We start from the raw sequence: 26,069 nt of genomic DNA on the forward strand, positions 1-26,069 counted from the left end.
AAGTACATCATAATTTATAATATTGAAATTCAGTTAAACTGTTTTCAAAAATCATTTTTAATAATGGATTATCTACGTTTTTTATATAAATAAAAACGAATTCCTGTTATGTAAAGAATCAGTGGAATAAACCCTGTAATAAAAACTAAAATACGATGAAAAAAGCCGAATGATTCGCCAATATGAATTGGATACATTTGTGCTGTTATTCTCAAAGATAATGGATTTTTATAAAAAGAGTTTATTTTAACTATTGTTGAATTTTTATCTGTAAAAATATCTGTTGACTTTCTAAGTCCACTTTCAATTTTAAGCGTGTTTATAAACCTAAATCGATAATATTCATCTTTTTTTGAAGGATAATATATTGACCAAAGTTTATCATCAGGAAATAACCTTTTTGTTTGCTTTTCAATATCGAAAAAACCACCTATTTTGGTTTTATGAATACTAGAGTTTTCTGCTATTTTATACGCTGGTAATACCGATAATAATATTCTATATTCTTTATGAAAAGTAAAATATGCTCCTGAAAAAGAAAGCATTATTAATGGTATTATAAAATAAATGCCTGCTACTTTATGCAAATTATAATTAAATTTCTTTTTAGAAGAATACCAATTTATCGTAAACCCTTTTTTCCATCTTTTTTTATAGCTCCTACGCCACAATAAAAACCCTGAAATTAATATCAAAAAGCAAAAAATAAGAGATGACACTCCTATAATATAACTTCCATAAGGTTTAAAACATAAGTTTCTATGAAGTTGTAATAGTATTTCAAAAAAAGAGTTTATTTTTAAATTATTTCCTAAATAAACACCCTTTTCAGGATGAAAATAAGAAGTTGTTCCATTTAAAAAAGTTAAAATAATATAATTATTTTTTCGATAAGGAAGTTGTATTTTTTTGATAGAATCACCATGTATTTCTGTTAGTTTAGCGACTGTCTGAATATTTTTTTGATAAGATATCTTTGTTTTATTAAAAGTATCAATATTTAATTCTTTAGCTGTTAAATAAGCAGCAATTTCAGGTTGCAAAAGATATAAAGAGCCTGTTATTCCTGAAAAAGAAACAATAGCTCCAACAGTTAAACCAAGCCATAAATGAAGTATTTTAATTATTTTATAGGGTTTCATTTACTTCGTTACATATTAAAAAAAAGCGAATGTAAATCATTCGCTTTTTTTGATAAAATTATTTATTTATTTTCTTCTAAAATTCATAAACCACTCCTAGTTTAGCATTTATTCCTTCACCTGCGCTAGTTTGACTTCTTAATGGGGCTGCCCATTGTGCTCTTGCAGGTAAAAAGAACTCATTTAATAAGTTATTTACCGCAACCGATAATTTTATATTATTTTTTACAGTATATGTACTTGAAAAATTAAGCATTGTGTATCCTTTTACAGGTACTTCTCTATAATTATAAGAATATATACCTTCTTTTTCCTTCGGATTAAATCGATTGCGATTACCTGTATAAATTAAACGCACTGATGACGTTAGATTTTTTATTGGTTCAATATTAATATACGCAGTCGTTTTAGGAGGAGAAATAACATCGCCACCAATATAACTTAAATCATTTGGATTTCCTGGAGTATGTTTTAATCCTTCAACAAAAGAATACGAACCACCAAATTGTAATTTATCTTCTAAAAAAGTAAAATCAGTAGCAACTTCAGCTCCATATATTTTTTGAGGATTTTTAGATTGTTCAAACCTATTAATATCATCGTTAAAAATAAGCCCCAACCCGAAGTTTGAAGTACTATAAAAACCTACAGCTTCGAAACGTACGTGCTTAAATTTTGATAAAAATCCAAATTCGTAATTGTTTGTTTTGATTGCGTTAATATCTAAATGATTTACATTATCAGTCATTGCAGTTCTTAATGTTCTACCTAAATCAGGTAGAGAAAACCCTTGAGAATAACTTGCATAAGGTATAAATTCATCATTTTTAATATATCTAAGCCCTAAGTTTATAGCGGTATTTTTAAAATCTAAATCACCACCAATAACATTAACAGGATCTGTAAAATTATTATCTGACTTAGATGAATAAGGTAATGTAGTAAAATCTTCAATTTTAAGATTCATCGCATCGTAACGTACACCTGCTTTAAAAACCCAATCTTGATTATATTTAAATTTAGCTTGCAAATATGGTGCGTAGCTAAATAAATCTAAATTAGGAACCCATAAGCGTCCATCTAATAACCCTTGGTTTGTTTTATCTTTTAAAATATCAACACCATAAGTAAAAGACATATTTATGAGAGAATCGATGTTTAAAACAGTATGAAAATTAGGTCTAAAACCTATTTTTTCTGAATTTACAACAGATTGTCCTCCACCAACAAACCTAGGAGAATAGAAAAATATATTTTTACTTTTTTGATAAAATACATCAGTATCTAAATTTGTTGTACCGTTAAAAATATCAGATAATTGGTGCTTTAATTGTGCATTTGTAGTGGTAACTCCTGTTTCACTACCTAGTATCGGATTTGTTGATGTTGGTAATATTCCTTTTCCTGGAGTTATTTTGTAATCTCCTTCTTTATTTAATACCGTTATTGAACCTAATGTAGCAACAAAAGGAGTGTTTTGACGAGTTTGATAATGATTCGCCATTAAACTTAATTTTTGATTGTCATTAAGTTGATAGCCTAATTTTAATAAACCACTAAATATTTTTGTGTTATCTAAGCCATAAGTAGGTAATAATACATCTGCATTTGCATCATATTTGTTACCTGTTTGCTCGAAACTTCCAGAGGCATAGTATGAAAAATTATTTATATTTCCTGATAAAGATTGATATGCTCCCCATCCTAAAGCATCTTTAGTTTTAGTCAAATTAGCAGTTTGCCACAAATTTGTTGTACCACTTAATTTTTTATATTTATTTGGCTTTTTTGTAATATAGTTTATAATACCACCATCTCCACCATTACCGTAAATAGCAGTAGCTCCTTTTATAACTTCAACTCTGGCAATATCATTTGGATTTAAAGATTTTAAACCCACTTTGGCATTTCTAAGAGGTGTAGATTGCGGTATTCCATCTACCATTACTAGCAGTTGTCTACCACGAAGTGTTTGCCCCCAATTAGAATAAGTTCCTGTACTAGAAGCTAAACCAGGGACAGAAAACTCTAAAATATCATTAATATTCGTAGTCGTTGTACCTAATTTTTCCAACTCCCTTGTTCCTACAATTGTAATAGAAGCAGGTATTTCTGAAATTTTTTCTGAAGTTCTTCCTGCAGAAACAACAATTTCATCTAAAAGACTTTTATCCTCTTCTAAAACCATATTTAAAGTCGTAATATTAGTAGTAATACTTACTTCTTTAACTTCTGTTTTGTATCCTAAAGATTGAAACATTATTAAATACGTTGCTTTTTCTAAATTTTTAAGTTCGTATTTTCCTTCAATATTTGTTGTTGTTCCTTTTTCTATTTTTTTTATAAAAATAGCAGCCCCTACAATTCCCTCTCCATGCGTATCAGTAATAGTTCCTGTTAGTACATTTTGTGAATACACACTAAATACCGAGAATAATGTTATTAATAAAATTTTATATATTTTCATTTTAGTTATTTTTGGATGCAAAAATACAACTTATTCTTATTTAGAGTAAATAAAGATAGATGTATTTTAAACCCAAAAACTACCCTTTTACATCCAAAGCATCACGAAGCGTATTTCCTATTAGCATAAAAGCCATTACTAAGCTCATAATTGCCAATCCTGGGATTAAGGCTAAAAAAGGCTTTCCTAAAATGATGTAATTATAATGATTTTTAATCATCGCGCCCCACGATGGTGTTGGAGGTTGCGCACCGATTCCTAAAAAACTCAACCCACTTTCAATTAAAATAGCCGCTGCAAAATTTGCTGATGAAATTACAATAATAGGCGCTAAAATATTAGGTAAAATATGTTTAAAAATAATTCGAAAATCAGAAAAACCTAAAGCTTTTGCAGCCTCTACATACTGTTGTTCTTTGGTGGTAATTACCTGCCCTCGTACTACACGAGCAACTTCCACCCACATGGTTAAGCCTACGGCGATAAACACCTGCCAAAAACCTTTTCCTAAAGCTAAAGTAATAGCGATTACCAATAACAATGTAGGAATAGACCAAGTAATATTGATAATCCACATAATAAAATTATCGATTTTTCCACCAAAATACCCAGCAATTGCTCCAACAGGAATACCGATTAAAAGCGATATAAAAACAGCTATAAATCCGATGAAAAATGAAATTCGTGCTCCAATTAATAAGCGACTTAATAAATCGCGTCCATATTTATCTGTTCCAAACCAAAATGTTTTTTGTTGAATATATTTTTCAGGTTTATTTTTAAATAAAGACAGCGGATATGCTTTTGATAAACCATCCGAATATTTTACAATTTCTAATTGATTATCTTTTAATTGATACGACTTTATAGGAATTTCTGTAGCAACATTTTTTTTTCCATCGATAAAAACCGAAAACCACGATTGTTTTTCTTTTAATTTTGACGGAATACTAAGCATCTGTACTGAAAAACCTGGTGATTTTGAATGAATTTCTAAGTGCATCTGATTTGCAGAATTGCTATTATCAGGTGCAATTAGATAACAAAAAACAGCCATACATCCGCAGAAAACGATAAATAAAAAGCTAAAAACCCCTGTTTTACTTTCTATAAATTTTCGCAAAGCCAATTGCCATAAAGAATTATTTTTTAAGTTTTGAAATATCATTTCCTGTTGGATTTTCAAAAATTTCTAAATTAAAATAAGAAACACTAGCTAATATATGGTCAAAAATATCTGCCATATCTCGTTCATAAATATGCCAAGATTTATTTTTACAAAACGCATATATTTCTAACGGAATCCCGTTTTCGGTAGGCTGTAACTGACGTGACATAAACAATAATTCTTGATTTATCTTCGGATGTTGTTTTAAATATTCGTCTAAATATTTACGAAACATCCCAAAATTAGTTAAGTTTCTACCGTTAATTAATATTGATTTATCAATATTATTTTTCAAATTATGCGCTTTTATATCTTGGTAAGCTGTGGTAACATAATCGGTTAATAAGCTTATTTTTTTATAGTTTTCAATATCTTCATCTGTTAAAAAATGAATACTATTCGATTTTATAAGTACCGAGCGTTTTATTCTACGTCCGCCAGAATTATCCATGGCACGCCAGTTTTTAAACGATTCCGAAATCAACGAATACGTAGGAATACTGGTTACAGTATTGTCAAAATTTTGCACAATTACGGAGGCTAAATTAATTGCCGTTACATTTCCATCGGCATTGTATTTATCAATGGTAATCCAATCATTTAAACGCACCGTATCGTTTACCGTTATTTGAATACTTGCTACAAAACCTAAAATTGTATCCTTAAAAATAAGTAATAAAACAGCCGAAAAAGCTCCTAAAGCCGTTAAAAAACGAATCAATGGTTTTCCTGTTATTATCGAAAACGAAATAACAAAACCGATAATCCATAAAACAATCATAAAAATTTGAACATAACTCTCTAAAGGCTTGTCTTTAAAGGCGGTTAAAGTGCGTAAAAAATCTTTAATTGTTAATAAAATACTTCGAACAAACCAGATGATTGAAAGTAAAATAGCTAAATTAATAAAACGTTGTCCATAGTTTAAAACATTAGGAAAATCAATTAAAAGAGGAGCTAGTAAAGAATATAAGAATAAAAAAACTACAATTCGAGAAGCATTTAAAAACACCCGATTATTCAATAAAAAATCATCAAAATTAGTACTTGTTTTTGACACTATTTTTTTTACAAAACGCGTTCCATAATAACGGAATAATTTAAAAAAGATATAGCCTAAAATTCCAATAACAAGTAAGTTTGCTATCAAATTTAAGTTAATCGCTAATGCTTCTGAGGTTGAAAAATAATTTTTAATTAATCGATAAAAAGATTTACTTATCATAATTTTATTTGAGTATCAAAAGTAGGAATTTCTAGGGCAATTGTTACTTATTTTTTTCAAAACACTATAACTATTTATTTGGAGCTATTTCCCGCTTTTCGCACTCGCTCTTTTTTTTAAAAGAAAAAAAGGAGCTCAAACAATTGCTACAATCGGGGCTAGGTATTTCTGCATCATTTTATAAAACCGAACTTAATACATTAACTCATTAACGATAAATTTTTAAAATGTGTATGTTTGCATAGCATAAAAAACAACAAATAAACAGATGAAAGCATATATTTTTCCAGGTCAAGGAGCACAATTTACAGGAATGGGATTAGATTTATATGAAAAATATCCTTTAGCCCAAGAGCTATTTGAAAGCGCAAACGATATATTAGGTTTTAGTATTACAGACGTAATGTTTGAAGGTACAGCCGAACAATTAAAACAAACCAAAGTTACCCAGCCAGCTATTTTTTTACATTCGGTAATTTTAGCAAAGGTTTTAGGCGATAATTTTAAACCAGAAATGGTTGCAGGACATTCTTTAGGAGAATTGTCAGCATTAGTAGCAAACGGTGTTTTATCATTTAAAGATGGATTAACTTTAGTTTCAAAAAGAGCTTTGGCAATGCAAAAAGCCTGTGAAATAAAGCCATCAACTATGGCAGCTGTTTTAGGTTTAGAAGATAAAATTGTTGAAGATACTTGTGCCGAAATTGATGGAATTGTAGTGGCGGCAAATTATAACTGCCCTGGGCAATTAGTAATTTCAGGAGAAGTAACAGCTATTGAAAAAGCCTGTGAAATATTAACAGAAAAAGGCGCACGTAGAGCTTTAGTTTTACCTGTTGGAGGAGCATTTCATTCACCAATGATGGAACCTGCTCGTGAGGAATTAGCAAAAGCAATTCAAGAAACTACTTTTAGTGAGCCAACTTGCCCAGTATATCAGAATGTAGTGGCAAAAGCAGTTACTAACCCAGAGGAGATTAAAGAAAATTTAATAGCCCAATTAACTGCTCCTGTAAAATGGACTCAGTGTATTCAGGCAATGGTTGCCGATGGTGGAACAGAGTTTATTGAGGTTGGTCCTGGTAAAGTTTTACAAGGTTTAATGCGTAAAATTGATAGAAGCGTTACTGCAAGCGCAGCTGTTTTACCTGTAGAACAAACTGAAATTTAAGATTATTTTACACCTAATTATTCAATAAAAAACCTCCAACTATTTACTTAGCTGGAGGTTTTGTTTTGTATTTATTACTATTTAAAGAAAATAAATATTAGTTGTTTTTAGTATGTTAACTAAAAGTTTAAAATAGTGTACAAATGCCTAGCCCCGATTGAAGCTTTGTTTGAGCTCTTTTTTTGATTTTTCTTCAAAAAAAAGCGAGTGCGGAAAGCGGGAAATTGCTTCAAATAAAAAAAATAGGATTCAATAAAAAAATATTGAACCCTGTTTTTAATAATTATAAAAAAGTATTTTACTGGTTTTCTTGCCATTGCCAAGAAGATAATAACGCGTCTTCTAAAGTTTTTTCAGTTTTCCAATTCAGTTCTTTATTTGCAATGGTAGTGTCGGCATATGCAGCTGTAATATCACCTGCTCGTTTTTCAACAATTTTATAGTTTAGTTTTTTATTGGTAACTTTTTCAAATGAATTTATAACCTCTAAAACCGAACTTCCTGTTCCTGTACCCACATTAAAAAACTCAAAATTAGTTTTATTCTTTTTATCTAATAAACGATTTAACGCAGCAATATGTGCCTTTGCTAAATCGACTACATGAATATAATCACGAATTGCTGTTCCGTCAGGCGTATCGTAATCATCACCAAAAACCGCTAACTCTTTTCTAATTCCTGCAGCTGTTTGCGTTACATACGGAATTAAATTTTGAGGAATTCCTAAAGGTAATTCTCCAATTTTAAGACTCTCGTGCGCTCCTGTCGGATTAAAATAACGCAATGCAATAGCATTTATATTGTGTGCATGACAGGTGTCTTTTATAATTTCTTCGCCAATTTGTTTTGTGTTTCCGTAAGGAGATTCAGCTGGTTTTGTTGGTGCATTTTCTGTTATAGGTAATTCATCGGCTTGTCCGTAAACGGTGCAAGATGAACTAAAAATGAAATTATCAATTTTTCTGTTTCTAATTTCTTGTAGTAAATAAACTAAACTTCCGATGTTATTTTCGTAATAATCTAACGGATTTTGAACACTTTCACCTACGGCTTTAAAAGCAGCAAAATGAATAATTCCATCAATAGAATTATTATTGAAAAAATTAGTAACATTTGATTTAATACGTAAATCTAATTGATGAAAATCGGGTTTTACCCCTGTTATTTCTGTAATTTTATCTAAAACAGTTATTTTAGAGTTTGATAAATCATCAATAATAACAACTTCAAAACCTTTGTTTTGTAATTCTACAACTGTATGTGAGCCTATAAAACCTAAGCCACCAGTAACTAATATCTTTTTCATATTTGGTGATTTTTTTAATTAGATTAACAAAAAAAGCTAACATATTAACGTTAGCTTTTTTGTTGTAAAATATGTATTAACCTATAAAATTTAAAATAGTTTTAGTAATAAAAGCTAATTGTTCTTCATCTAATTCGGTGTGCATTGGTAATGAAATTACTTCGTCAATTAGTTGATTGGTAACTTTAAAATCATCTTCATTATAACGCTCGTCTGTATATGCTTTTTGAGCATGTAATGGCACAGGATAATAAATAGCATTAGGAATATTATTGTCTAATAAATGCTGATGTAATTCGTTACGTTTTCCGTTTGTAATTTTTAACGTATATTGATGAAAAACATGCGTAGTAAAATCGCTAATTGTTGGTGTAATAATATTTGGATTATTAGCAAAAGCATTAGAGTAGTAAGTAGCTGCTTTTCTACGAGCATCACAAAAACCGTCTAATAAAGGTAATTTTATTTGTAAAACAGCTGCTTGTAAGCTGTCTAAACGAGAATTTACACCAACAACATCATGGTAATAACGTTTGTACATTCCGTGATTTACAATTCCTCTAATTGTATGAGCTAAATCATCATCATTAGTAAAAATAGCACCACCATCACCATAACAACCTAAGTTTTTAGAAGGGAAGAAAGAAGTGGTTCCTACATTTCCAATAGTTCCAGATTTCTTTTTTGTTCCATCAGAAAAAGTATAGTCAGCACCAATTGCTTGAGCATTATCTTCAATAACAAATAAATTATGTTCTTTAGCTACTTGCATTACAGCTTCCATATTTGCACACTGACCAAATAAATGAACAGGAACAATAGCTTTTGTTTTTGGGGTGATAGCCTTTTTTAAAGCATCAATATTCATGTTAAAGGTATCTGCTTCAACATCAACTAAAACAGGTGTTAGCTTTAATAAAGCAATAACTTCAACAGTTGCAGCAAAAGTAAAATCGGCAGTAATAACTTCATCACCTTGTTCTAAACCTAAACCCATCATTGCTATTTGCAAAGCATCGGTTCCGTTAGCACATGGAATTACGTGTTTTACGTCTAAATATTTTTCTAAATCGCTTCCGAATCCTTTAACCTCAGGACCTCCAATATAATAGGCAGTGTCTAAAACACTCTCAAAAGCTTTATTTACTTGTGGTTTTATTTTTGCATATTGACCTTGTAGGTCAACCATTTGAATTTTTTTCATCTAAGAAATCGATTTATTGAGTTTCAAAAATACGAATTAAATTTCTGTTATCTTTAATGAAATAAACTCGTGAGTAAATATTAATTTTAGTAAGTAACATTATTTATGTTTCTTAAAAAATAATAGAAGAAATAAAAATTATTTAGATATTTAAAACTAAAATTATTTAATTTTGAGATTCCTTTATGTTTTAAACTGTGAAAATTTTCAAATGAAATTAGATACAATTGATAAAAAGCTTTTAGTATTACTCCAAAAAGATAGCAAACAAACTACCAAACAGTTGTCTTTACATTTAGGATTATCAGTAACGGCAGTTTATGAACGAATTAAAAAATTAGAAAGAGAAGGCGTAATAACTCAGTATGTTGCATTACTAAATAAAAATAAAATTGAAAAGAATTTTTTAGTTTTTTGTCATATCAAGTTAGAGAAACATACCAAAGAATATATTGTAATTTTTGAGCGAGAAATTAGTAAATTACAAGAAGTAACAGAGTGTTTTCATGTAAGTGGTGATTATGATTATATTCTTAAAATTTACCTGAAAGACATGGATGAATATCGTAAATTTATGGTACATAAATTAACAACTTTAAAGCATATTGGTAGTACTCATAGTACTTTTACTATTGGACAGGTTAAAAATTCAAATACTATTGTTTTATAATATTTTTATTGATATCACTAAAAAAGCCTCACTTTTAAAATAAGGCTTTGTTGTGTTGATAATTTATGTTATTTTTTAATATTTTCTTTTGATGGTTTCGCTAGTTCTCTAATTTTTATTCTGAAGGCTGCAAATAATAAGGTCATAAATGGGCTTAACCAGTTAAACATAGCAAAGAAAGCATAATCAATTACAGGAACACCTAACACACCTGAATGATATGCTCCACAAGTATTCCAAGGTATTAAAACAGAAGTTACTGTTCCTGAATCTTCTAAAGTTCTACTCAAATTTTCAGGAGCTAGCCCTTTATCTCGATAGGCTTTTGCATACATTTTACCTGGTACTACAATAGCTAAATATTGGTCTGAAGCTGTAAAATTTAAACCGATACAAGTTGCAACTGTACTGGCAAATAACCCAAAAACAGAATCAAATAAACCAAGCATAAAGCTACTTATTCTTGCCAATGCTCCAATGGCATCCATAATACCACCAAAAACCATCGCTAATAAAATTAACCAAACAGTTCCTAGCATTTTTTTCATCCCGCCTGCGGTAAATAAATCTTTTAAAACCTCATTATCAGTAGCCACTGAAGTTTCTACAGTAATTGCCTGCATTACGCCTTTATATGCCGATTTAAAATCTAAACTTTTTACCCCTGCAATTTGTGCCACTACCTCAGGTTGAAATATTAATGAAAAAACTCCGCCTAAAAGTGTTCCTGCTAATAAAGCAATTAAAGGAGGTGTTTTCTTGATGATTAAAACAATAACAAATACTGGCACTAAGAATAGTAATGGTGTAATATTAAAGGCTTTATCAATATCGGTAAGAATTCCTTGTGTATTGGCTTCGCCTGTTGCTGTTTGTGTAAATCCTAAAATAATAAAAAAGATCATTGTTACCATAAAAGTAGGAATGGTAGTATAGGTCATATAGCGAATATGAGTAAACAAATCGGTTCCTGCCATTGCGGGAGCTAAATTTGTAGTATCGGACATTGGCGACATTTTATCACCAAAATAAGCACCCGATAAAACAGCTCCTGCGGTCATTCCTAATGAAATTCCTAAAGCTTCTCCAATACCTATTAAAGCGATACCAACTGTTGCTGATGTTGTCCAAGAACTACCTGTTGCTATTGATATTACGGCACTAATAATTAAACATGCTACTAAAAATATGGTAGGATTTAAAATTTGTAATCCGTAGTAAATCATGGAAGGAATTATTCCGCTAATGAGCCAAGTTCCTGCTAATGACCCCACCATCAACAAAATTAAAATAGCTCCTGCGGTTGATTTGATATTTTCAGCAACCTCATCCATCATTCTTTTGTAAGAAACCTTGTTTCTAAAACCTACAATTGCAGCTACTGCACCACCTAACAATAAAATAAATTGATTACTTCCGCCCAAAGCGTCATCTCCATAAATAAAAACATTATACGCCAACATTGCTATTAAAGCAAATACAGGAATTAAAGCTTCCCAGATATTTAACTCTTTATTTTCAATAATTTTTTGGTCTCCTGTTTTAATCTCAGAGATGTTTTTACCGTCTTGCATTTATAGTTTTTTTAGATATGTAATGTTACGATATTACTAAGAAGTACGCAAATAGAATCAGTTTCTAACATAATTAATAGTTAAATTACACTAATTTAATTAATTTGATTAATTTTTCTAGAAGATTATCGAATAAAACCAGTTCGATTATCTTCATAAAATTACTAAAAAGACGTTATTTTATTAAATAAACCAGTTCCAAACAACTCCAAAACGAATTGTAAAATCTCGATATGGAGTATTTGGTGCCGATAAATAATTTTTATCTAACACAAAAGAACTGATGTTGTCAGCCTTAAAATAAATACGAGTTCGACGCACTCTTCCATTGAAAAATAAATCAACTGTTGGATACCCTATTTCGGTATTATCTTGCAAAGTAAATTCAGCCAATAACGGATTATAAGCATTCATTTTATACTTAGAAAAGTATTTAAACGTTGCGCCTATTTGTACAAATAAAGGTTTTCCCTTAAACCAATTATCGGAATAATAAAAGGTGTTTCGTGTTACCAATTCGGGCACTCTAAAAACCTGGTTTCCGCTGGCAACTTTTTGATACATCAGTGTGTTATCTAAGGCAAATTTCCCTAGCGTAAATTCTTTGGAAACTTTTGCTTTTAAATAATTAATATTTCCTGAAAATTGTTTTGGCAAATTATTTTGATCAAAATAGGTGTAGTTGTCAATATTAGTAATATCTAAAGAAGTACTTATCCATTTTGAAGATAAAACCCCACCAATTGTTCTTGTACCTACGGATGTAAAATTATGTTCCCAATTATAATCGTTATAGCTACTTTGATGTAGTAAAAAATTAAAATTTGGGCGTTTATTGCTAATTTCTAAATGTGCTTTTACTGTTAATACACTATCTTTTTTGTAAAAAGCTTCGGCTTTTAAGTTGTTCCCTGAAAGCCTAGCATTGCCTGGTGTTATATTTGCAAGGGCGTTTACATGAAAGTTTTTAATTTTTCCATTCCAACTTGCACCAAAAGAAACCGCTTTTCCTATTAATTTATTTTTAGTGATGCCTACCACATTATTTTGCAAGTTATCGTAGCCATATTCATAGGTTGTATAACCTGTTTTCACACTGAATTTCCCTAAAATATATTTTGAATTAAAATCTAAAAAAACCGAATTATTATAACGTAAATAAGAGGTTTTATCATTAATATTATTTGCTAAAATTGTTTTTCCAAAAACAAGAGGCGTTGCTGTTCCTTGCTCAAAAGTATAATGTTTTGAACTTCTAGTAAATGAATGTCCTATTTTTAAATTTGAAAAATCTTTTTGATGTAAACTATCTTTAGAGGCTAGTAATTTAAAAGTCTGTTCAAAATATAAGCGTTTTGCATCTAATTTATTTTGAGCATCGATTAATTTGGTATCTAACCTACCTCTATCTTTACTAAAATTAGGATCATCATTAAAAAAAGCAGCTAATGAATCGTCTGTTAAACCGCCGTTTTCTTGGTTTAAAATATCTTGATTTACCGCATGACCTCGCATCGCATACTGCTGTTTTGGGCTTTCATAGCTAAAACTAACCCTAAAATTACCCGAACTCACCAACGAACGCCTATAAGCACCTAATGAACGAAGTCCTTTATAAGCTATTCCTACATTAAATCGTTTTGAAAAATTGCTTGTAAATAAAATATCTAACACCTGCCCTTGCTGCAAACCTGTTTTGTACATAGCCTCTGTAGTGGGTGTTGGTACATGATAATAATTTACATCTTCCTTTTCAAAAAAATTAAATTGTTTGGCGCGAAAACCAATGTCAGGAAATGATGAAATATCTGTAAAATTATAGCCTAAATTGGTAAACGTTTGCCCCTGATTATGAAAACCTAATAACTCAAAATTATCTTTTCTTAAAAAATTGAATTTATAATGTTTTTGAATGGTTAAAGTGGTGTCAACAATGGTGGTATCGTTTTTAAATGATATAATTTTATAATCGGTATATTTAGTTTTCCCACTAAGTTTTACGTTAATTTCAGTATCAGAAATTGAATCTAAGTTTTGATTCAAACCACCGCCATTAAAATTAGCCATCCCACCATCTAACTGCCTTATTTGAGCATAAAACAACTGAACACTTAGCAAACAAAAAAACACTACAAAAAATCTCTTCATAACTACAAAAGTAAAATAATTAAACGACAAAAATTGTGAATATTTTCTTTGAAAACTGTTAATTTGTAGCATGCTAAAATTAAATTATAGTCAATACAAATTAGAAACAGGAACGGATGAAGCTGGTAGAGGTTGCTTAAGTGGGCCTGTGGTATCTGCTGCCGTTATTTTACCTGAAAATTTTAAACATGATTTGTTGAATGATTCCAAACAACTTTCAGAAAAAAAACGCCAAGAATTACGCCCATATATTGAAAAACATGCCTTAGCGTATGGTGTTGCTTTTATCAGTCATCAAGAAGTTGATGAAATAAATGTTTTACAAGCCTCTATAACGGGTATGCATCGTGCTATTTCAAAACTTTCTATACAACCCGAATTTATTATTGTTGATGGAAATAAATTCAATCCTTATAAAGATATTCCGTATGAAACAATTGTAAAAGGTGATGCCAAATTTATGAGTATTGCTGCGGCATCTGTTTTAGCAAAAACATATCGAGATGAATATATGGAGAAAATCCATAAAGAATATCCGCAATACAACTGGAAAAAAAACAAAGGATATCCTACAAAAGAACACAGAAATGCTATTCGTGAGTTTGGTATTACACCATATCATAGGAAGACTTTTAAATTACTTCCCGAACAACTTAAATTAAAGCTTTAGTTTCTTTATTTTTGTCATCCAATAACTTAGAAGATGATTAAAAGAACACGTGCAGAAATTAGCAAATGTATTATTCATAAAGTTGCTAATAAGTATAATAGCGGTCAAAATGCTTTTTCAGAAAGTTTAGTTCGTTTTGATGAAGAAAGTTACGAATTACTGATGCCTTTTTTATTAAAAAACTTTGGAACAGTTACACAAAGTTATCGTTTTAAGCATCATGCTGATGTTCGTTTAAACGAAATTAACAAATATACTTCTGATATTTTTGACAATAATGAAACGTTTATTGAACATTCAAAAAATATTGTAAATCATTTATATGAGCAATCAAATTCTGCAAATATAAAAACCGGTGATGTACTTGTTGTTTATTTTGAAAACATCGAATATAAAGATATTCTTACAGATGCTGTTGGTGTTTTTAAAATTGAAAGTAAAGTAGATTTTTTACAAACTTATTTAGATGATGATAGTTTTGATGTAGTAGTTCAAAAAGGAATTTCAACTAAAAAATTAGATAAAGGTTGTTTAATTGTAAATTCTACCGATGCAGAAGGAACTGTAATTTTATCTGTTGATAATAATAATTATGATGCCCAATATTGGATTAAAAACTTCTTAAACGCAAAATTTGCAGATGATAGAAACTTACATACTCAAAATTATTTAGAGATGTGTAAAGATTTTTCTGAAGAAATCATCAAACCTGAATTTGGTAAACAAGAACAAAGTAATTTCTTAGCCAGCACCGTTGATTATTTCAAAGAAAATGAAGATGTAGACTATCATAAATTTAAAGAAGAAGTTTTTGAAGATGATAAACATCAAGGAATGTTTGAAGACTACAAAAAACATTTTGAAAAGTTAAATGATGTTTTAATTCGTAATAATTTTGAAGTTTCTGATGTTGTTTTAAAGAAAGAAAAAAGCAAATTTAAAACTGAAATTAAATTAGATACCAATATTCAAATTAAAATTGATATTGATGCTCCTGATGCTTCTTCAGATTACTTAGAACAAGGTTATGATGAAGATAAAAAAATGAAATACTACAAAGTTTTTTACAATACTGAAAAATAAAAAAACACAGAAAAATAAAGAATCGCATCCGTCAACCTGAATTTAGTTCAGGTTCGCATTCTGATTTGCCGTAGTTTTCCTGTTGATGCGATGCTGAAATAAATTCAGCATGACGTTTATCTGTCTTGAAAAACACTTTATTTTAAACAAAAAAGCTGAAGTTTTAAAACTTCAGCTTTTTTGTTTTTTTTATAAAAAATTACTCTTTTTCAGACATTTTCTTCACATAATCAGTAATAATTACAATTTGAGTAGGTCCTACCTTACCTTCAATATAATTAGCATTTTCATGGTCTAAAGAAATTCTTCGAACAGCTGTTCCTTGTTTAGCTACCATGCTAGAACCTTTTACTTTTAAATCTTTAATTAATACAACAGAATCACCTGCCTGTAAAATAGCACCATTTGCATCTCTGTGAATAATTTTTTCACTTTCATCTAAATGGTCTCCACTTTCTTTAGCAAAACGTAAATCATCATCTTCTAAATATAACATATCAAGTAAATCTTGAGGCCAACCTTCGTTACGAAGTCTTGATAACATTCTCCAAGCAACAACTTTTACAGCTCTATACTCACTCCACATACTATCATTTAAACAACGCCAATGATTAGGTGCTGTTTTTTCAGCATCTTCAATTTGTTCAATACAAGTATTACATGCTAATAAACTTCCATCTACACCACCAGTTTGCATTGGTTTTACTTCATAAATTGATAAATTTTCTTTTGAAGCACATAATTCACATTGCTTTCCACTTCTATCTTCTAAGTCTTGTAATAACCCCATCTTTTTTACTATAAATTATAAGTTGTAAAAATACATTATTATTTTATCAGAAATAAATCTAAAATGGATTTAAAATCAGTTAGATATAAATTATTTGAAGCAATTTCCCGCTTTCCGCACTCGCTTTTTTTGTTTTTTTAAAAAGAAAAACAAAAAAGAGCTCAAACAATTGCTGCAATCGGGGCTAGGAATTTGTGCTAATTTCATAGTAGTACATCATCAAAATAAAATTATAAATAGCTTATCAAATAATAATAAATAAAGTATTATAATTAACTTTTAAAGCCAAATAAGTACATAATAAACCAAAAATTTGTTCCAAATCATCCATTTTACATGATTTCGGACTCTCTATTTGAGTTATACCAATATATTGCCATTAAGAAATCCCCCGAAATAAAAAAACCTTGACAATTAATCGTCAAGGTTTTACTTTTTAAAAACTACAGTAAACTATAACTAATTAAAATCTACTGAATTATATTCTAATAACTCATAAAAAAGTAATATCACTTTATTTTTATTCAAAATATAATTCAATCAATCCTTTAGGAGTTTCAACTTCAATAATTTTATTAGCTCTATCAACTTTTTTAATAAAGTCATCAATCATAGGAATAAAAATTTCAGTATCACCATTTTCAATTTCAAAAAGAGGTTGAGCAGCTTTATCATTTATGTATGCTAAAGTACCTACTTCACCAAAATTTTTATCAACAATGCTAAAACCAATAACTTCATGATAATAAAACTTATTTCCTGAAAGTTTTGGCAATAAATTTAAAGGTAAATAAATTCCTGCTCTCATAATGGCATCTGCATCTGGTTCAGAATCTACGTCTTCAAATTTTACGCGAAACATAGTACTTTTACTTAATGAAGATTTTTCAATAAAAAAAGGAACCAGATTATTGCCTAAATCGACAAAAACTGATTCCAAATTTTCGTAAAGATGGGGTTCATCGGTATCTAATTTGATAACAACTTCTCCCTTAAAACTATGTTTTTTAACGATTTTGCCAAGATAAAAGCAATCTTCTTTTTGCATCATCATTATAGTACAGTTTTTTATTCTTCGCTATCTGCTCCATTTTCAGCAACAACCTCTTCGCTATCAGCAACAGGAGTGTTAGCAGCAATACGTGCAGCATTTACAGCTTTTTCAGCTTCTAAAGCTTTTGCTTTAGCTTCTGCTTCTGCTTTAGCTAAACCATCAACTTTACTTGCAACGATACCAGTTTTTTCTTCTAACCAAGCTGCAAATTTAGCATCTGCTTGTTCTTGTGTTAAAGCACCTTTTTTAACTCCACCAGCTAAATGCTTTTTTAATAAAACTCCTTTATCAGATAAAATAGTTCTAGCAGTATCTGTTGGTTGTGCTCCTTTTTCTAACCATGATACAGCTACATCAACGTTTAAGTCAGTAGTTGCAGGGTTAGTGTTAGGGTTATAAGTTCCAATTTTTTCTAAGAAACGTCCATCTCTTTTAGCTCTTGAATCAGCAGCTACTACCCAGTAAAAAGGTTTTCCTTTCTTTCCGTGTCTTTGTAATCTAATTTTTACAGGCATAATTTTAATTTTTAAGGTTCTCGACCTTTATTATTAATAAATCTTATCATCTCGTGATAAGCGGATGCAAATGTATAATTTATTTTTAATTAAAAAGCAAAAATCAAACATTAATACAATAAAAAAGAGCTTGAATACCAAGCTCTTAAGAAAATAAGTTATGTTTAAATGTTATAAAACTCTAACATCAACAGCATTTAATCCTTTTCTTCCTTCTTTAAGGTCAAATTCTACAGTATCACCTTCTCTAACCTCATCGATTAAACCTGATACGTGTACAAAATATTCTGTGTTTGACCCTGACTCTGTAACAAATCCAAAACCTTTAGATTCGTTAAAGAACTTAATTGTTCCTTCTTTCATTGTAAAAAATATTATATTAAATATGCCGCAAATATACTTTTAAAAAATATTTATAAATCAACTATAAATTGCTTTTTTTTATCAAAAAAAAAAACTTAACACCAAAGTAACAATTAATTATCAATTAGTTATCAAAATGATTTTACTCCTAAAACAACTCACACGCTAAAAGCCGATTAGCAACCTGTATGATAAACACGATAAATTCTTTGTATTTTTACATTTTATTTTAATAAAAAATCATTAAAAAACTTCAAAACCGACACACTAGATGTATTTAATTTTTGATACTGAAACCACTGGATTACCAAAAAACTGGAACGCTCCAATTACTGACACTAATAATTGGCCTAGAGCAATACAAATTGCTTGGCAATTACATGATGAAGTAGGTAATTTAATTGAACATAATGATTTTCTTATCAAACCAGAAGGATTTAATATTCCTTATGATGCTGAAAGAATACACGGTATTTCTACTGATTTAGCTCAAGAACAAGGAATTGAACTTCCCGAAGGTTTGGCTTTATTCAACGAAGCATTAAGTAAAACAAAATTTGTTGTTGGTCAGAATGTTGGTTTTGATTTAAATATTATGGGATGTGAATTTCATCGTTTAGGGGTTGATACCATTTTAAACGACCTCCCTATTTTAGATACCTGTACCGAGCAAACTGCTAAAATGTGTCAAATTCCTGGTGGTCGTGGAGGTAAATTTAAATTACCAACACTAACCGAATTACATCAACATTTATTTGGTATTGGTTTTGGTGAAGCCCACAATGCTACTGCCGATGTAGAAGCTACAACACGTTGTTTTTTAGAATTGATTCGTTTACGTCAATTTACAAAAGAACAATTAGATGTTTCTGATGATTTCTTTGATAACTACAATAATATCAACCCTACTCCTATTCAGGTAATAGGATTAAATCACTTAAATTTAAAAAAAGAAAGTGAAAAAATTCGTGATAGAATTGAAAAGGCTAAAGGTGTTACAACAACTGTAAGTACCAATGAAGGATTAGCTAAATTAGAAAATGTAGCTTTTGCACATCTTCATAATCATACACAATATTCTGTTTTACAATCTACCACTCAAATTGGTAATATTATAAAAGCTGCCGCAAAAGACAATATGTCGGCAGTTGCAATGACCGATACAGCAAATATGATGGCTGCTTTTCATTTTGTACAAGCAGTTTTAAATCATAATAAATCCGTAGAAAAAGCAAACACTGAAGCCATTGAGAAAGGAGAAGTCCCTACTCAAAAACCTTTAAAACCTATTGTTGGTTGTGAATTTAATATTTGTACCGACCATACTAATAAAAGCCAAAAAGACAACGGTTATCAAGTTGTTTTATTAGCAAAAAATAAAAAAGGATATCACAATTTAGCAAAAATGTCATCTATCGCTTTTGTTGATGGATTTTATTATATCCCCAGAATCGACAGAAAAGTAATTGAACAATACAAGGAAGATATTATTGTACTTACTGGTAGTTTATACGGTGAAGTTCCTAGTAAAATATTAAATGTTGGTGAAGCACAAGCCGAAGAAGCATTACTTTGGTGGAAAGCACAATTTGGTGATGATTTATACATCGAATTAATGCGTCATAACCAAGATGATGAAAGAGTTGTAAATGAAACACTTTTAAAATTTTCGAAAAAACATAACGTAAAAACAGTTGCTTCTAACAACACATTTTATTTAGATAAAAAAGATGCCAATGCTCATGATATTTTATTGTGTGTAAAAGATGGCGAAAAACAAGCAACTCCAAAAGGACGAGGACGAGGTTATCGATACGGTTTACCTAACGATGAATATTACTTCAAATCATCCGAAGAAATGAAAACGTTGTTTGCTGACATTCCTGAAGCAATTATAAATATTCAAGAAATTGTTGATAAAATAACACCTTACACCCTAGCTCGTGATGTTTTATTACCTGCTTTTGATATTCCTGATGAATTTAAAGATGAAAAAGACAACCAAGATAAAGGAAAACGTGGAGAAAATAATTTTTTACGTCATTTAACCTATGTTGGTGCAAAAAAACGATACGGAGAAATTACAGAAAGTATTCGTGAACGTTTAGATTTTGAGCTGGAAGTAATTGAAAAAACAGGGTATCCAGGGTATTTTTTAATTGTTGAAGATTTTATTCGTGAAGCAAGAAAAATGGATGTTGCCGTAGGTCCGGGGCGTGGTTCGGCAGCAGGTTCGGTAGTTGCATATTGTTTGTGGATTACAAATATTGACCCAATTAAATACGATTTACTTTTTGAGCGTTTCTTAAATCCTGAACGTGTATCAATGCCCGATATTGATATTGATTTTGATGATGAAGGACGTGGTCGAGTTATGGATTATGTAATTGATAAATATGGTGCAAATCAGGTAGCGCAAATTATTACTTACGGTACTATGGCGGCAAAATCTTCTATTAGAGATACTGCTCGTGTACTAGATTTACCGCTGTTTGAAGCCGATAGAATTGCCAAATTAATTCCAGGAATGAAGCTGAAGAAAATATTTTCTTTGGATGATAAACAACTAAGTGAAAAACTTAGAGCCGAAGAAATTGAATTGGTAAACGAACTAAAAAGACTTTCTAATGGTTCTGATTTAATGGCAGAAACCATTAATAAAGCACGAATTTTAGAGGGTTCTGTTCGTAATACGGGTATTCATGCCTGTGGTGTTATTATTACACCCGATGATATTACCAAGTTTGTACCCGTTGCTTTGGCAAAAGATTCTGACATGTACGTAACTCAGTTTGATAACTCGGTTGTGGAAGATGCAGGTTTATTAAAAATGGATTTCTTAGGATTAAAAACGTTAACTTTAATTAAAGATACCGTTAAAATTGTAAAAGCACGTCACGATGTACTTTTAGACCCCGAAACTTTTCCTTTAGATGATGTGAAAACCTACGAACTTTTCCAAAGAGGAGAAACTGTTGGTATTTTTCAATATGAATCTCCAGGGATGCAAAAACACATGCGTTCTTTAAAACCTACTGTTTTTGAAGATTTAATTGCTATGAATGCCTTGTATCGTCCTGGACCGATGGAATATATTCCTTCTTTTATCAGAAGAAAACACGGAGATGAAGAAATTGAGTACGATTTACCAGCAATGGAAGAATACTTATCTGAAACCTACGGAATTACAGTTTATCAAGAGCAAGTAATGTTATTATCGCAAAAATTAGCCGATTTTACAAAAGGTGAAGCCGATGTTTTACGTAAAGCAATGGGTAAAAAACAAATTGCAGTACTCGATAAAATGAAACCTAAGTTTGTAAAACAAGCAATTGCAAACGGACATGATGAAAAAAAACTAGAAAAAATCTGGACAGATTGGGAAGCCTTCGCATCCTACGCATTTAACAAATCACACTCTACTTGTTATGCTTGGATTGCGTATCAAACAGCCTATTTAAAAGCGCATTATCCTGCCGAATATATGGCAGCGGTATTGTCAAATAATATGAATGATATTAAATCCGTTTCCTTTTTTATGGAGGAATGTAAACGAGCTGGAATTACAGTTTTAGGTCCTGATGTTAATGAATCTTTTTCTAAATTTTCAGTAAATAAAGAAGGTGCTATTCGTTTCGGAATGGCAGCTATTAAAGGGGTTGGTGCACTTGCTGTAAAAGCGATTATTACCGAACGTGAAAAAAATGGAGGGTTTAACTCTGTTTTTGATGTTGCCAAACGTGTTGATTTACGTGTAGCAAATAAAAAAGCTTTTGAAGGTTTAATTTTAGCAGGTGGATTCGACTCTTTTAAAAATACACACAGAGCTCAATATTTTATCGAAGATGAAAAAAACCAAAAATTTATAGAAAAAGTATTGCGTTTTGGAAATAAATATCAAGAAAATTTAAATTCAGCACAAGTTTCATTATTTGGTGGTGCATCCGAAGAAGAAATGCCCGAACCAATTATACCTATTTGCGATACTTGGGGAACTATGGAGTTGTTAGGAAAAGAAAAAGAAGTTGTTGGTATTTATATTTCTGCACATCCGCTAGATGATTTTAAAAATGAATTGAGTTTTTGTAATGCAAAGCTTTCTTATTATAATGACCTACCTAAATATGAAGGTATGGCATTAACTTTTGGAGGAATTGTTACCGATGTACAACATCGAATTTCGAAAGCAGGAAAAGGATGGGCAACATTTTTTATTGAAGATTATAGTGAAAATTTTGAGTTCAGAATTTTTGGTGAAGAATATTTAAAATTCAAACATTTTTTAGTTCCTAATTCATTTTTATTTGTAAAAACTATGGTAAAACCTGGTTGGACAAATAGAGAAGGTATAAAAGGAGACCCAAGAGTTGGGTTTACAGAGTTTATATTACTTCATGATATTATGGATAAAATGTGTAAAAAAATAACTATAAAAATGCATTTAAAAGAAGTAAATGAAAACCGAATAAAAAACTTACAACATTTATTTACAACTAATAAAGGTTCTCAAAATTTACATTTTACCATTTGGGATACTAAAGAAAAAATAGAATTAAATATGCCTAGTAGAAATACTAAAGTAAAAGTAACTAATGATTTTTTAAGTTCTTTAGAAAATCAACATATTAAATATAAATTGAATTAAAAATGCTACCAACTTACAATAATAGCAACGATTTATTAATAAACGTAGCAGAAAACGAATTGTTTAGTAAGCTGATTATACAGCTTACTAAAGATTTTGGCTTGGCAAATTCTGATTTAAAAATCTCAGAAAAAACTCCTCCTGATACGTTAAAAAAAGTACTAACTAATGCTATAAAAAATTTAATTCTTAAAGATTCGAATACTTATAAAACGCTTTTATATATTATTGATATTCCTGAAGAAATGATACAAAAAATTGATACTTCCGATATTGATAATTACGTAAAAACTGTTGTTTTTTTAATCTTAAAAAGAGTTTGGAAAAAAGTATGGTTTAACGCCAATTATTCCCGTTAATTAGGTTTTTATTATTTAATCTTCTTTAATTATTGATGGAAAAATCATCGGGGCAATTTTTTTAACAGGGCGGTATAAAATAGATTCGGCTAAGTTTTCTTTGGTTACAAAAGGAATGGTATCGTTCATTTTTCCAAAGAAAATAAAAGCGACACTTAATATTAATCCAATTTTTAAAGCACCAAAAACACCGCCCAATATTTTATTTAAAATTCCTAAAGAAGCAAAATCGGCAACTTTAGTTAGTATTTTTCCTAGTAAAGATATTACTATAATAATAACAATAAATGTTCCTGCAAAGGCAGTTAAACTAATGTATTTTTCATCCCAAGAAACACTGCTTGCTAACCAATCTGAAATAAAATAAGAAAAATGCATTGCACCATAAACTCCCGCAATTAAAGCTACCAAAGAGGCTACCTCAACAAATAATCCTTTGAGAATTCCTCGTACAAAACCAAATAGTAAAAGAACAGCTATTATAATATCAAAAATATTCATAGGTATAAAAATAAGGGTTATAAAATATCGTTTAAAAAATAGCATCTCAATTAAAATGTTATGCCTGTAAATTGTACATCAAATATACATAACTCAGTTGTATATTTGTCTATTCAAAAAACACAGATGTCAAAAGAAGTTAACTTAAAAGAAAAATGGGATTTTCTGATAAAAAATTTATCAGAACAATTTGCCGATGGCGATACATTAAATGTAGACTCCATTGTATATTTAATTGGAGTTCAAGAACTAGGACAAGGACAACGACCTTTTAAAAAAGATGAAAAAGTAAACTTAATGCACATTGCTATTTGTAAACTTTTAGAACCCTACGGATATTATGAGTTTGATTTCTTTGATCAAGATGGTTGGCCTCACTATAAAACTATCACAGAATTACCTAATTTAAAACCAGGAGAACAAGCCGTTTTAATAAAAGAAGCTATTATTAATTATTTTGAATTAATAGCATTCTTTAAAAAAAAGAATTAAATATTCGTTTAAAATCATAAATAGTACTTTTATTTTGATAAAACAACAAAAAATAAAATTGGTACACTTCTTGGATAGAAGTTAGTAAATGACTAGTTTTAAATATTAATTCAACTCTTATAAAATATACTAATGAAAAAATTACTTTCGCTATTAATACTTGCTACTTCAATAGTTAGTGCTCAATACACAATTAAAGGAACAATGACTCCTCCTGAAAAAAGTGACTGGGTTTACTTACATAAATTACAAGGAGCTAAGCCTAAATTTATCGGTAATACAACTATAAAATCGAACACCATTGTTGTTGGTGGAGAAAAACAAACTTTAGGTAAATTTGAATTTACTCTTCCTGAAGATGCTCCTGCTGGTGCATACAGAGCTACTTATCGAAATAAAGGTGCTGGTTTTGTAGACTTCTATTTCAATAAAGAAAATATCGAATTTATATTCAATCCGAAATACCCAGGACAATCTATTGTTTTTACAGCTTCTAGAGAAAATAAATTATATACCGAATATTTACAATCTTATGCTTTAATTCAAAATAAAATTGACGAAAATCAAGTTGATTATATTAAAAATGGAAATAAAGAAACTAAAAAAGCATATAAAGTAGCCGTAAAAGAATTAGAAGATGTGCAAGATATTTATGAAAATAAATCAGATGGTATGTTAGTTAATAATTTTATAGAAGCTTCACAACGTTATAACCCATCTAGTCCTATTGATAATATGGACGAATATCTTTCTTCTACAGTTAATCATTTTTTTAAATATATCGATTTTAAAAATGAGGCTTTATATAACTCTTCTTTTTTAGTAGATCGCATTGCCGATTATGTTTTTTACTTAAATTATTCTGATAATAAAGAATTACAACAAAAACTACTTAAAGAATCTATTACAAAGGTAATGGGCAAACTTTCTGGTGTTCAATTAAAAAAATCAGTAACAGTATTTTTAATTACTTCTTTAGCTGAAAAACGCAATGGTCCAATAGTAGATTGGATGTTTGAAAACTACTATGATAAGTTACCTGAAGAAGAAATTGATCCTGTATTTAGAAAAGAAACCTTACAATTTTTAAATGCTACCGTTGGTAGAATAGCACCTGATTTTTCATGGGAAGAAGCAGGTAAAGAACTTAAATTATCAACCTTAGCTGATGGTGAAAAATATTTATTAATTTTTTGGAGCACCTCTTGTCCTCACTGTACTAGAGACATTCCTGAATTACATACCCTAATGCAAAAATACAATGAAGTATCAGTAGTATCATTTGCTGTTGAAAACTACAAGTCAACTGATTGGAATGAATTTCAAAAAAACCTACCTTACTGGCACAATGCTATGGGAACACATCCTACCTATAAATTTGACAACGAAACCATAGTTAAGTACAATTTAACAGGAACGCCTTCTTATTTTGTTTTAGATAAAGATAAAAAAATAATTGCGATACCAAACGATTTAGAAGATGTTAAAAAATATTTCGCAAAACAATCAAAATAAAACATTT

General features: G+C 29.9%; 21 protein-coding genes. 8 read left to right on the forward strand and 13 right to left on the reverse strand.

Features of this window, described 5'->3' with window-relative positions; all coding sequences use genetic code 11:
- Positions 1-68: 68 nt before the first annotated feature.
- From ABNT14_RS10835 to ABNT14_RS10850, 4 genes are all read right to left on the reverse strand, one after another.
- A complete protein-coding gene (locus ABNT14_RS10835; protein WP_101903222.1) occupies positions 69-1,142 on the reverse strand; it encodes a PepSY-associated TM helix domain-containing protein in 1,074 nt (357 codons plus the stop codon).
- A gap of 76 nt (positions 1,143-1,218) precedes the next feature.
- Positions 1,219-3,609 (reverse strand): TonB-dependent receptor, encoded by a 2,391-nt coding sequence (locus ABNT14_RS10840; protein ID WP_101903223.1) that lies wholly within the window; start codon positions 3,607-3,609, stop codon positions 1,219-1,221.
- 79 nt (positions 3,610-3,688) lie between these two features.
- Positions 3,689-4,777 (reverse strand): ABC transporter permease, encoded by a 1,089-nt coding sequence (locus ABNT14_RS10845; RefSeq protein WP_101903224.1) that lies wholly within the window; start codon positions 4,775-4,777, stop codon positions 3,689-3,691.
- A complete protein-coding gene (locus ABNT14_RS10850; RefSeq protein ID WP_101903225.1) occupies positions 4,752-6,002 on the reverse strand; it encodes a mechanosensitive ion channel family protein in 1,251 nt (416 codons plus the stop codon). Before ABNT14_RS10850 ends, ABNT14_RS10845 begins: the two co-directional genes overlap by 26 nt.
- Positions 6,003-6,270: 268 nt before the next feature.
- On the opposite strand from ABNT14_RS10850, the gene fabD reads away from it, so the two are divergent.
- Positions 6,271-7,173 carry an ACP S-malonyltransferase gene (fabD, locus tag ABNT14_RS10855; RefSeq protein ID WP_101903226.1) on the forward strand — a complete coding sequence of 301 codons (903 nt, stop codon included), beginning with the start codon at positions 6,271-6,273 and terminating at the stop codon, positions 7,171-7,173.
- 298 nt (positions 7,174-7,471) lie between these two features.
- Here the strand turns inward: fabD and galE are convergent, their stop codons facing one another.
- Positions 7,472-8,479 carry a UDP-glucose 4-epimerase GalE gene (gene galE / locus ABNT14_RS10860; RefSeq protein WP_101903227.1) on the reverse strand — a complete coding sequence of 336 codons (1,008 nt, stop codon included), beginning with the start codon at positions 8,477-8,479 and terminating at the stop codon, positions 7,472-7,474.
- A gap of 76 nt (positions 8,480-8,555) precedes the next feature.
- A complete protein-coding gene (locus ABNT14_RS10865) occupies positions 8,556-9,683 on the reverse strand; it encodes a DegT/DnrJ/EryC1/StrS family aminotransferase (protein ID WP_101903228.1) in 1,128 nt (375 codons plus the stop codon).
- 211 nt (positions 9,684-9,894) lie between these two features.
- Between ABNT14_RS10865 and ABNT14_RS10870 the strand changes: the two genes are divergently transcribed.
- Complete coding sequence (locus ABNT14_RS10870) at positions 9,895-10,353, forward strand: Lrp/AsnC family transcriptional regulator (protein WP_101903229.1); 459 nt, start codon at positions 9,895-9,897, stop codon at positions 10,351-10,353.
- 68 nt (positions 10,354-10,421) lie between these two features.
- On the opposite strand, the gene nhaC is transcribed toward ABNT14_RS10870, so the two are convergent.
- Both nhaC and ABNT14_RS10880 read right to left on the reverse strand, forming a co-directional pair.
- Positions 10,422-11,927: a Na+/H+ antiporter NhaC gene (gene nhaC / locus ABNT14_RS10875; protein WP_101903230.1), complete on the reverse strand. Its 1,506-nt coding sequence runs from the start codon at positions 11,925-11,927 to the stop codon at positions 10,422-10,424.
- A 183-nt stretch (positions 11,928-12,110) separates the two neighbouring features.
- Positions 12,111-14,075, reverse strand: coding sequence for a putative porin (locus ABNT14_RS10880; protein ID WP_101903396.1), 1,965 nt, complete (start codon positions 14,073-14,075; stop codon positions 12,111-12,113).
- Positions 14,076-14,145: 70 nt separating this feature from the next.
- Here ABNT14_RS10880 and ABNT14_RS10885 point away from each other — a divergent pair, with 70 nt between their 5' ends.
- On the forward strand, positions 14,146-14,745 hold the full coding sequence (locus tag ABNT14_RS10885) for a ribonuclease HII (RefSeq protein ID WP_101903231.1): 600 nt from the start codon (positions 14,146-14,148) through the stop codon (positions 14,743-14,745).
- Positions 14,746-14,778: 33 nt separating this feature from the next.
- Positions 14,779-15,828 carry a nucleoid-associated protein gene (locus ABNT14_RS10890; RefSeq protein ID WP_101903232.1) on the forward strand — a complete coding sequence of 350 codons (1,050 nt, stop codon included), beginning with the start codon at positions 14,779-14,781 and terminating at the stop codon, positions 15,826-15,828.
- Positions 15,829-16,027: 199 nt separating this feature from the next.
- On the opposite strand, the gene ABNT14_RS10895 is transcribed toward ABNT14_RS10890, so the two are convergent.
- The 4 genes from ABNT14_RS10895 to ABNT14_RS10910 all read right to left on the reverse strand — a co-directional run bounded on the left by ABNT14_RS10895 (position 16,028) and on the right by ABNT14_RS10910 (position 18,550).
- Positions 16,028-16,618, reverse strand: a complete 591-nt coding sequence (locus tag ABNT14_RS10895; protein ID WP_101903233.1) for a PhnA domain-containing protein — start codon at positions 16,616-16,618, stop codon at positions 16,028-16,030.
- Positions 16,619-17,138: 520 nt separating this feature from the next.
- Positions 17,139-17,666, reverse strand: a complete 528-nt coding sequence (gene rimM, locus ABNT14_RS10900; protein ID WP_101903397.1) for a ribosome maturation factor RimM — start codon at positions 17,664-17,666, stop codon at positions 17,139-17,141.
- 20 nt (positions 17,667-17,686) lie between these two features.
- Positions 17,687-18,187, reverse strand: coding sequence for a 30S ribosomal protein S16 (locus ABNT14_RS10905; RefSeq protein ID WP_101903234.1), 501 nt, complete (start codon positions 18,185-18,187; stop codon positions 17,687-17,689).
- Positions 18,188-18,358: 171 nt separating this feature from the next.
- Entirely contained in the window at positions 18,359-18,550 is a 192-nt protein-coding gene (locus ABNT14_RS10910; protein ID WP_101903235.1) for a cold-shock protein, read from the reverse strand.
- Positions 18,551-18,821: 271 nt separating this feature from the next.
- Here ABNT14_RS10910 and dnaE point away from each other — a divergent pair, with 271 nt between their 5' ends.
- Together dnaE and ABNT14_RS10920 are read left to right on the forward strand one after the other, a co-directional pair.
- Positions 18,822-23,195, forward strand: coding sequence for a DNA polymerase III subunit alpha (gene dnaE, locus ABNT14_RS10915; protein ID WP_101903236.1), 4,374 nt, complete (start codon positions 18,822-18,824; stop codon positions 23,193-23,195).
- A 2-nt stretch (positions 23,196-23,197) separates the two neighbouring features.
- A complete protein-coding gene (locus ABNT14_RS10920; protein ID WP_101903237.1) occupies positions 23,198-23,554 on the forward strand; it encodes a hypothetical protein in 357 nt (118 codons plus the stop codon).
- A gap of 15 nt (positions 23,555-23,569) precedes the next feature.
- Here the strand turns inward: ABNT14_RS10920 and ABNT14_RS10925 are convergent, their stop codons facing one another.
- Positions 23,570-24,055, reverse strand: coding sequence for a CvpA family protein (locus tag ABNT14_RS10925; protein ID WP_101903238.1), 486 nt, complete (start codon positions 24,053-24,055; stop codon positions 23,570-23,572).
- 126 nt (positions 24,056-24,181) lie between these two features.
- Here ABNT14_RS10925 and ABNT14_RS10930 point away from each other — a divergent pair, with 126 nt between their 5' ends.
- Together ABNT14_RS10930 and ABNT14_RS10935 are read left to right on the forward strand one after the other, a co-directional pair.
- A complete protein-coding gene (locus ABNT14_RS10930; RefSeq protein WP_101903239.1) occupies positions 24,182-24,547 on the forward strand; it encodes a hypothetical protein in 366 nt (121 codons plus the stop codon).
- 132 nt (positions 24,548-24,679) lie between these two features.
- On the forward strand, positions 24,680-26,062 hold the full coding sequence (locus ABNT14_RS10935; protein ID WP_101903240.1) for a TlpA disulfide reductase family protein: 1,383 nt from the start codon (positions 24,680-24,682) through the stop codon (positions 26,060-26,062).
- Positions 26,063-26,069 lie beyond the last annotated feature (7 nt).

Source organism: Tenacibaculum dicentrarchi, from assembly GCF_964036635.1.
In the GTDB taxonomy this organism is placed as follows: Bacteria; Bacteroidota; Bacteroidia; order Flavobacteriales; family Flavobacteriaceae; genus Polaribacter; species Polaribacter dicentrarchi.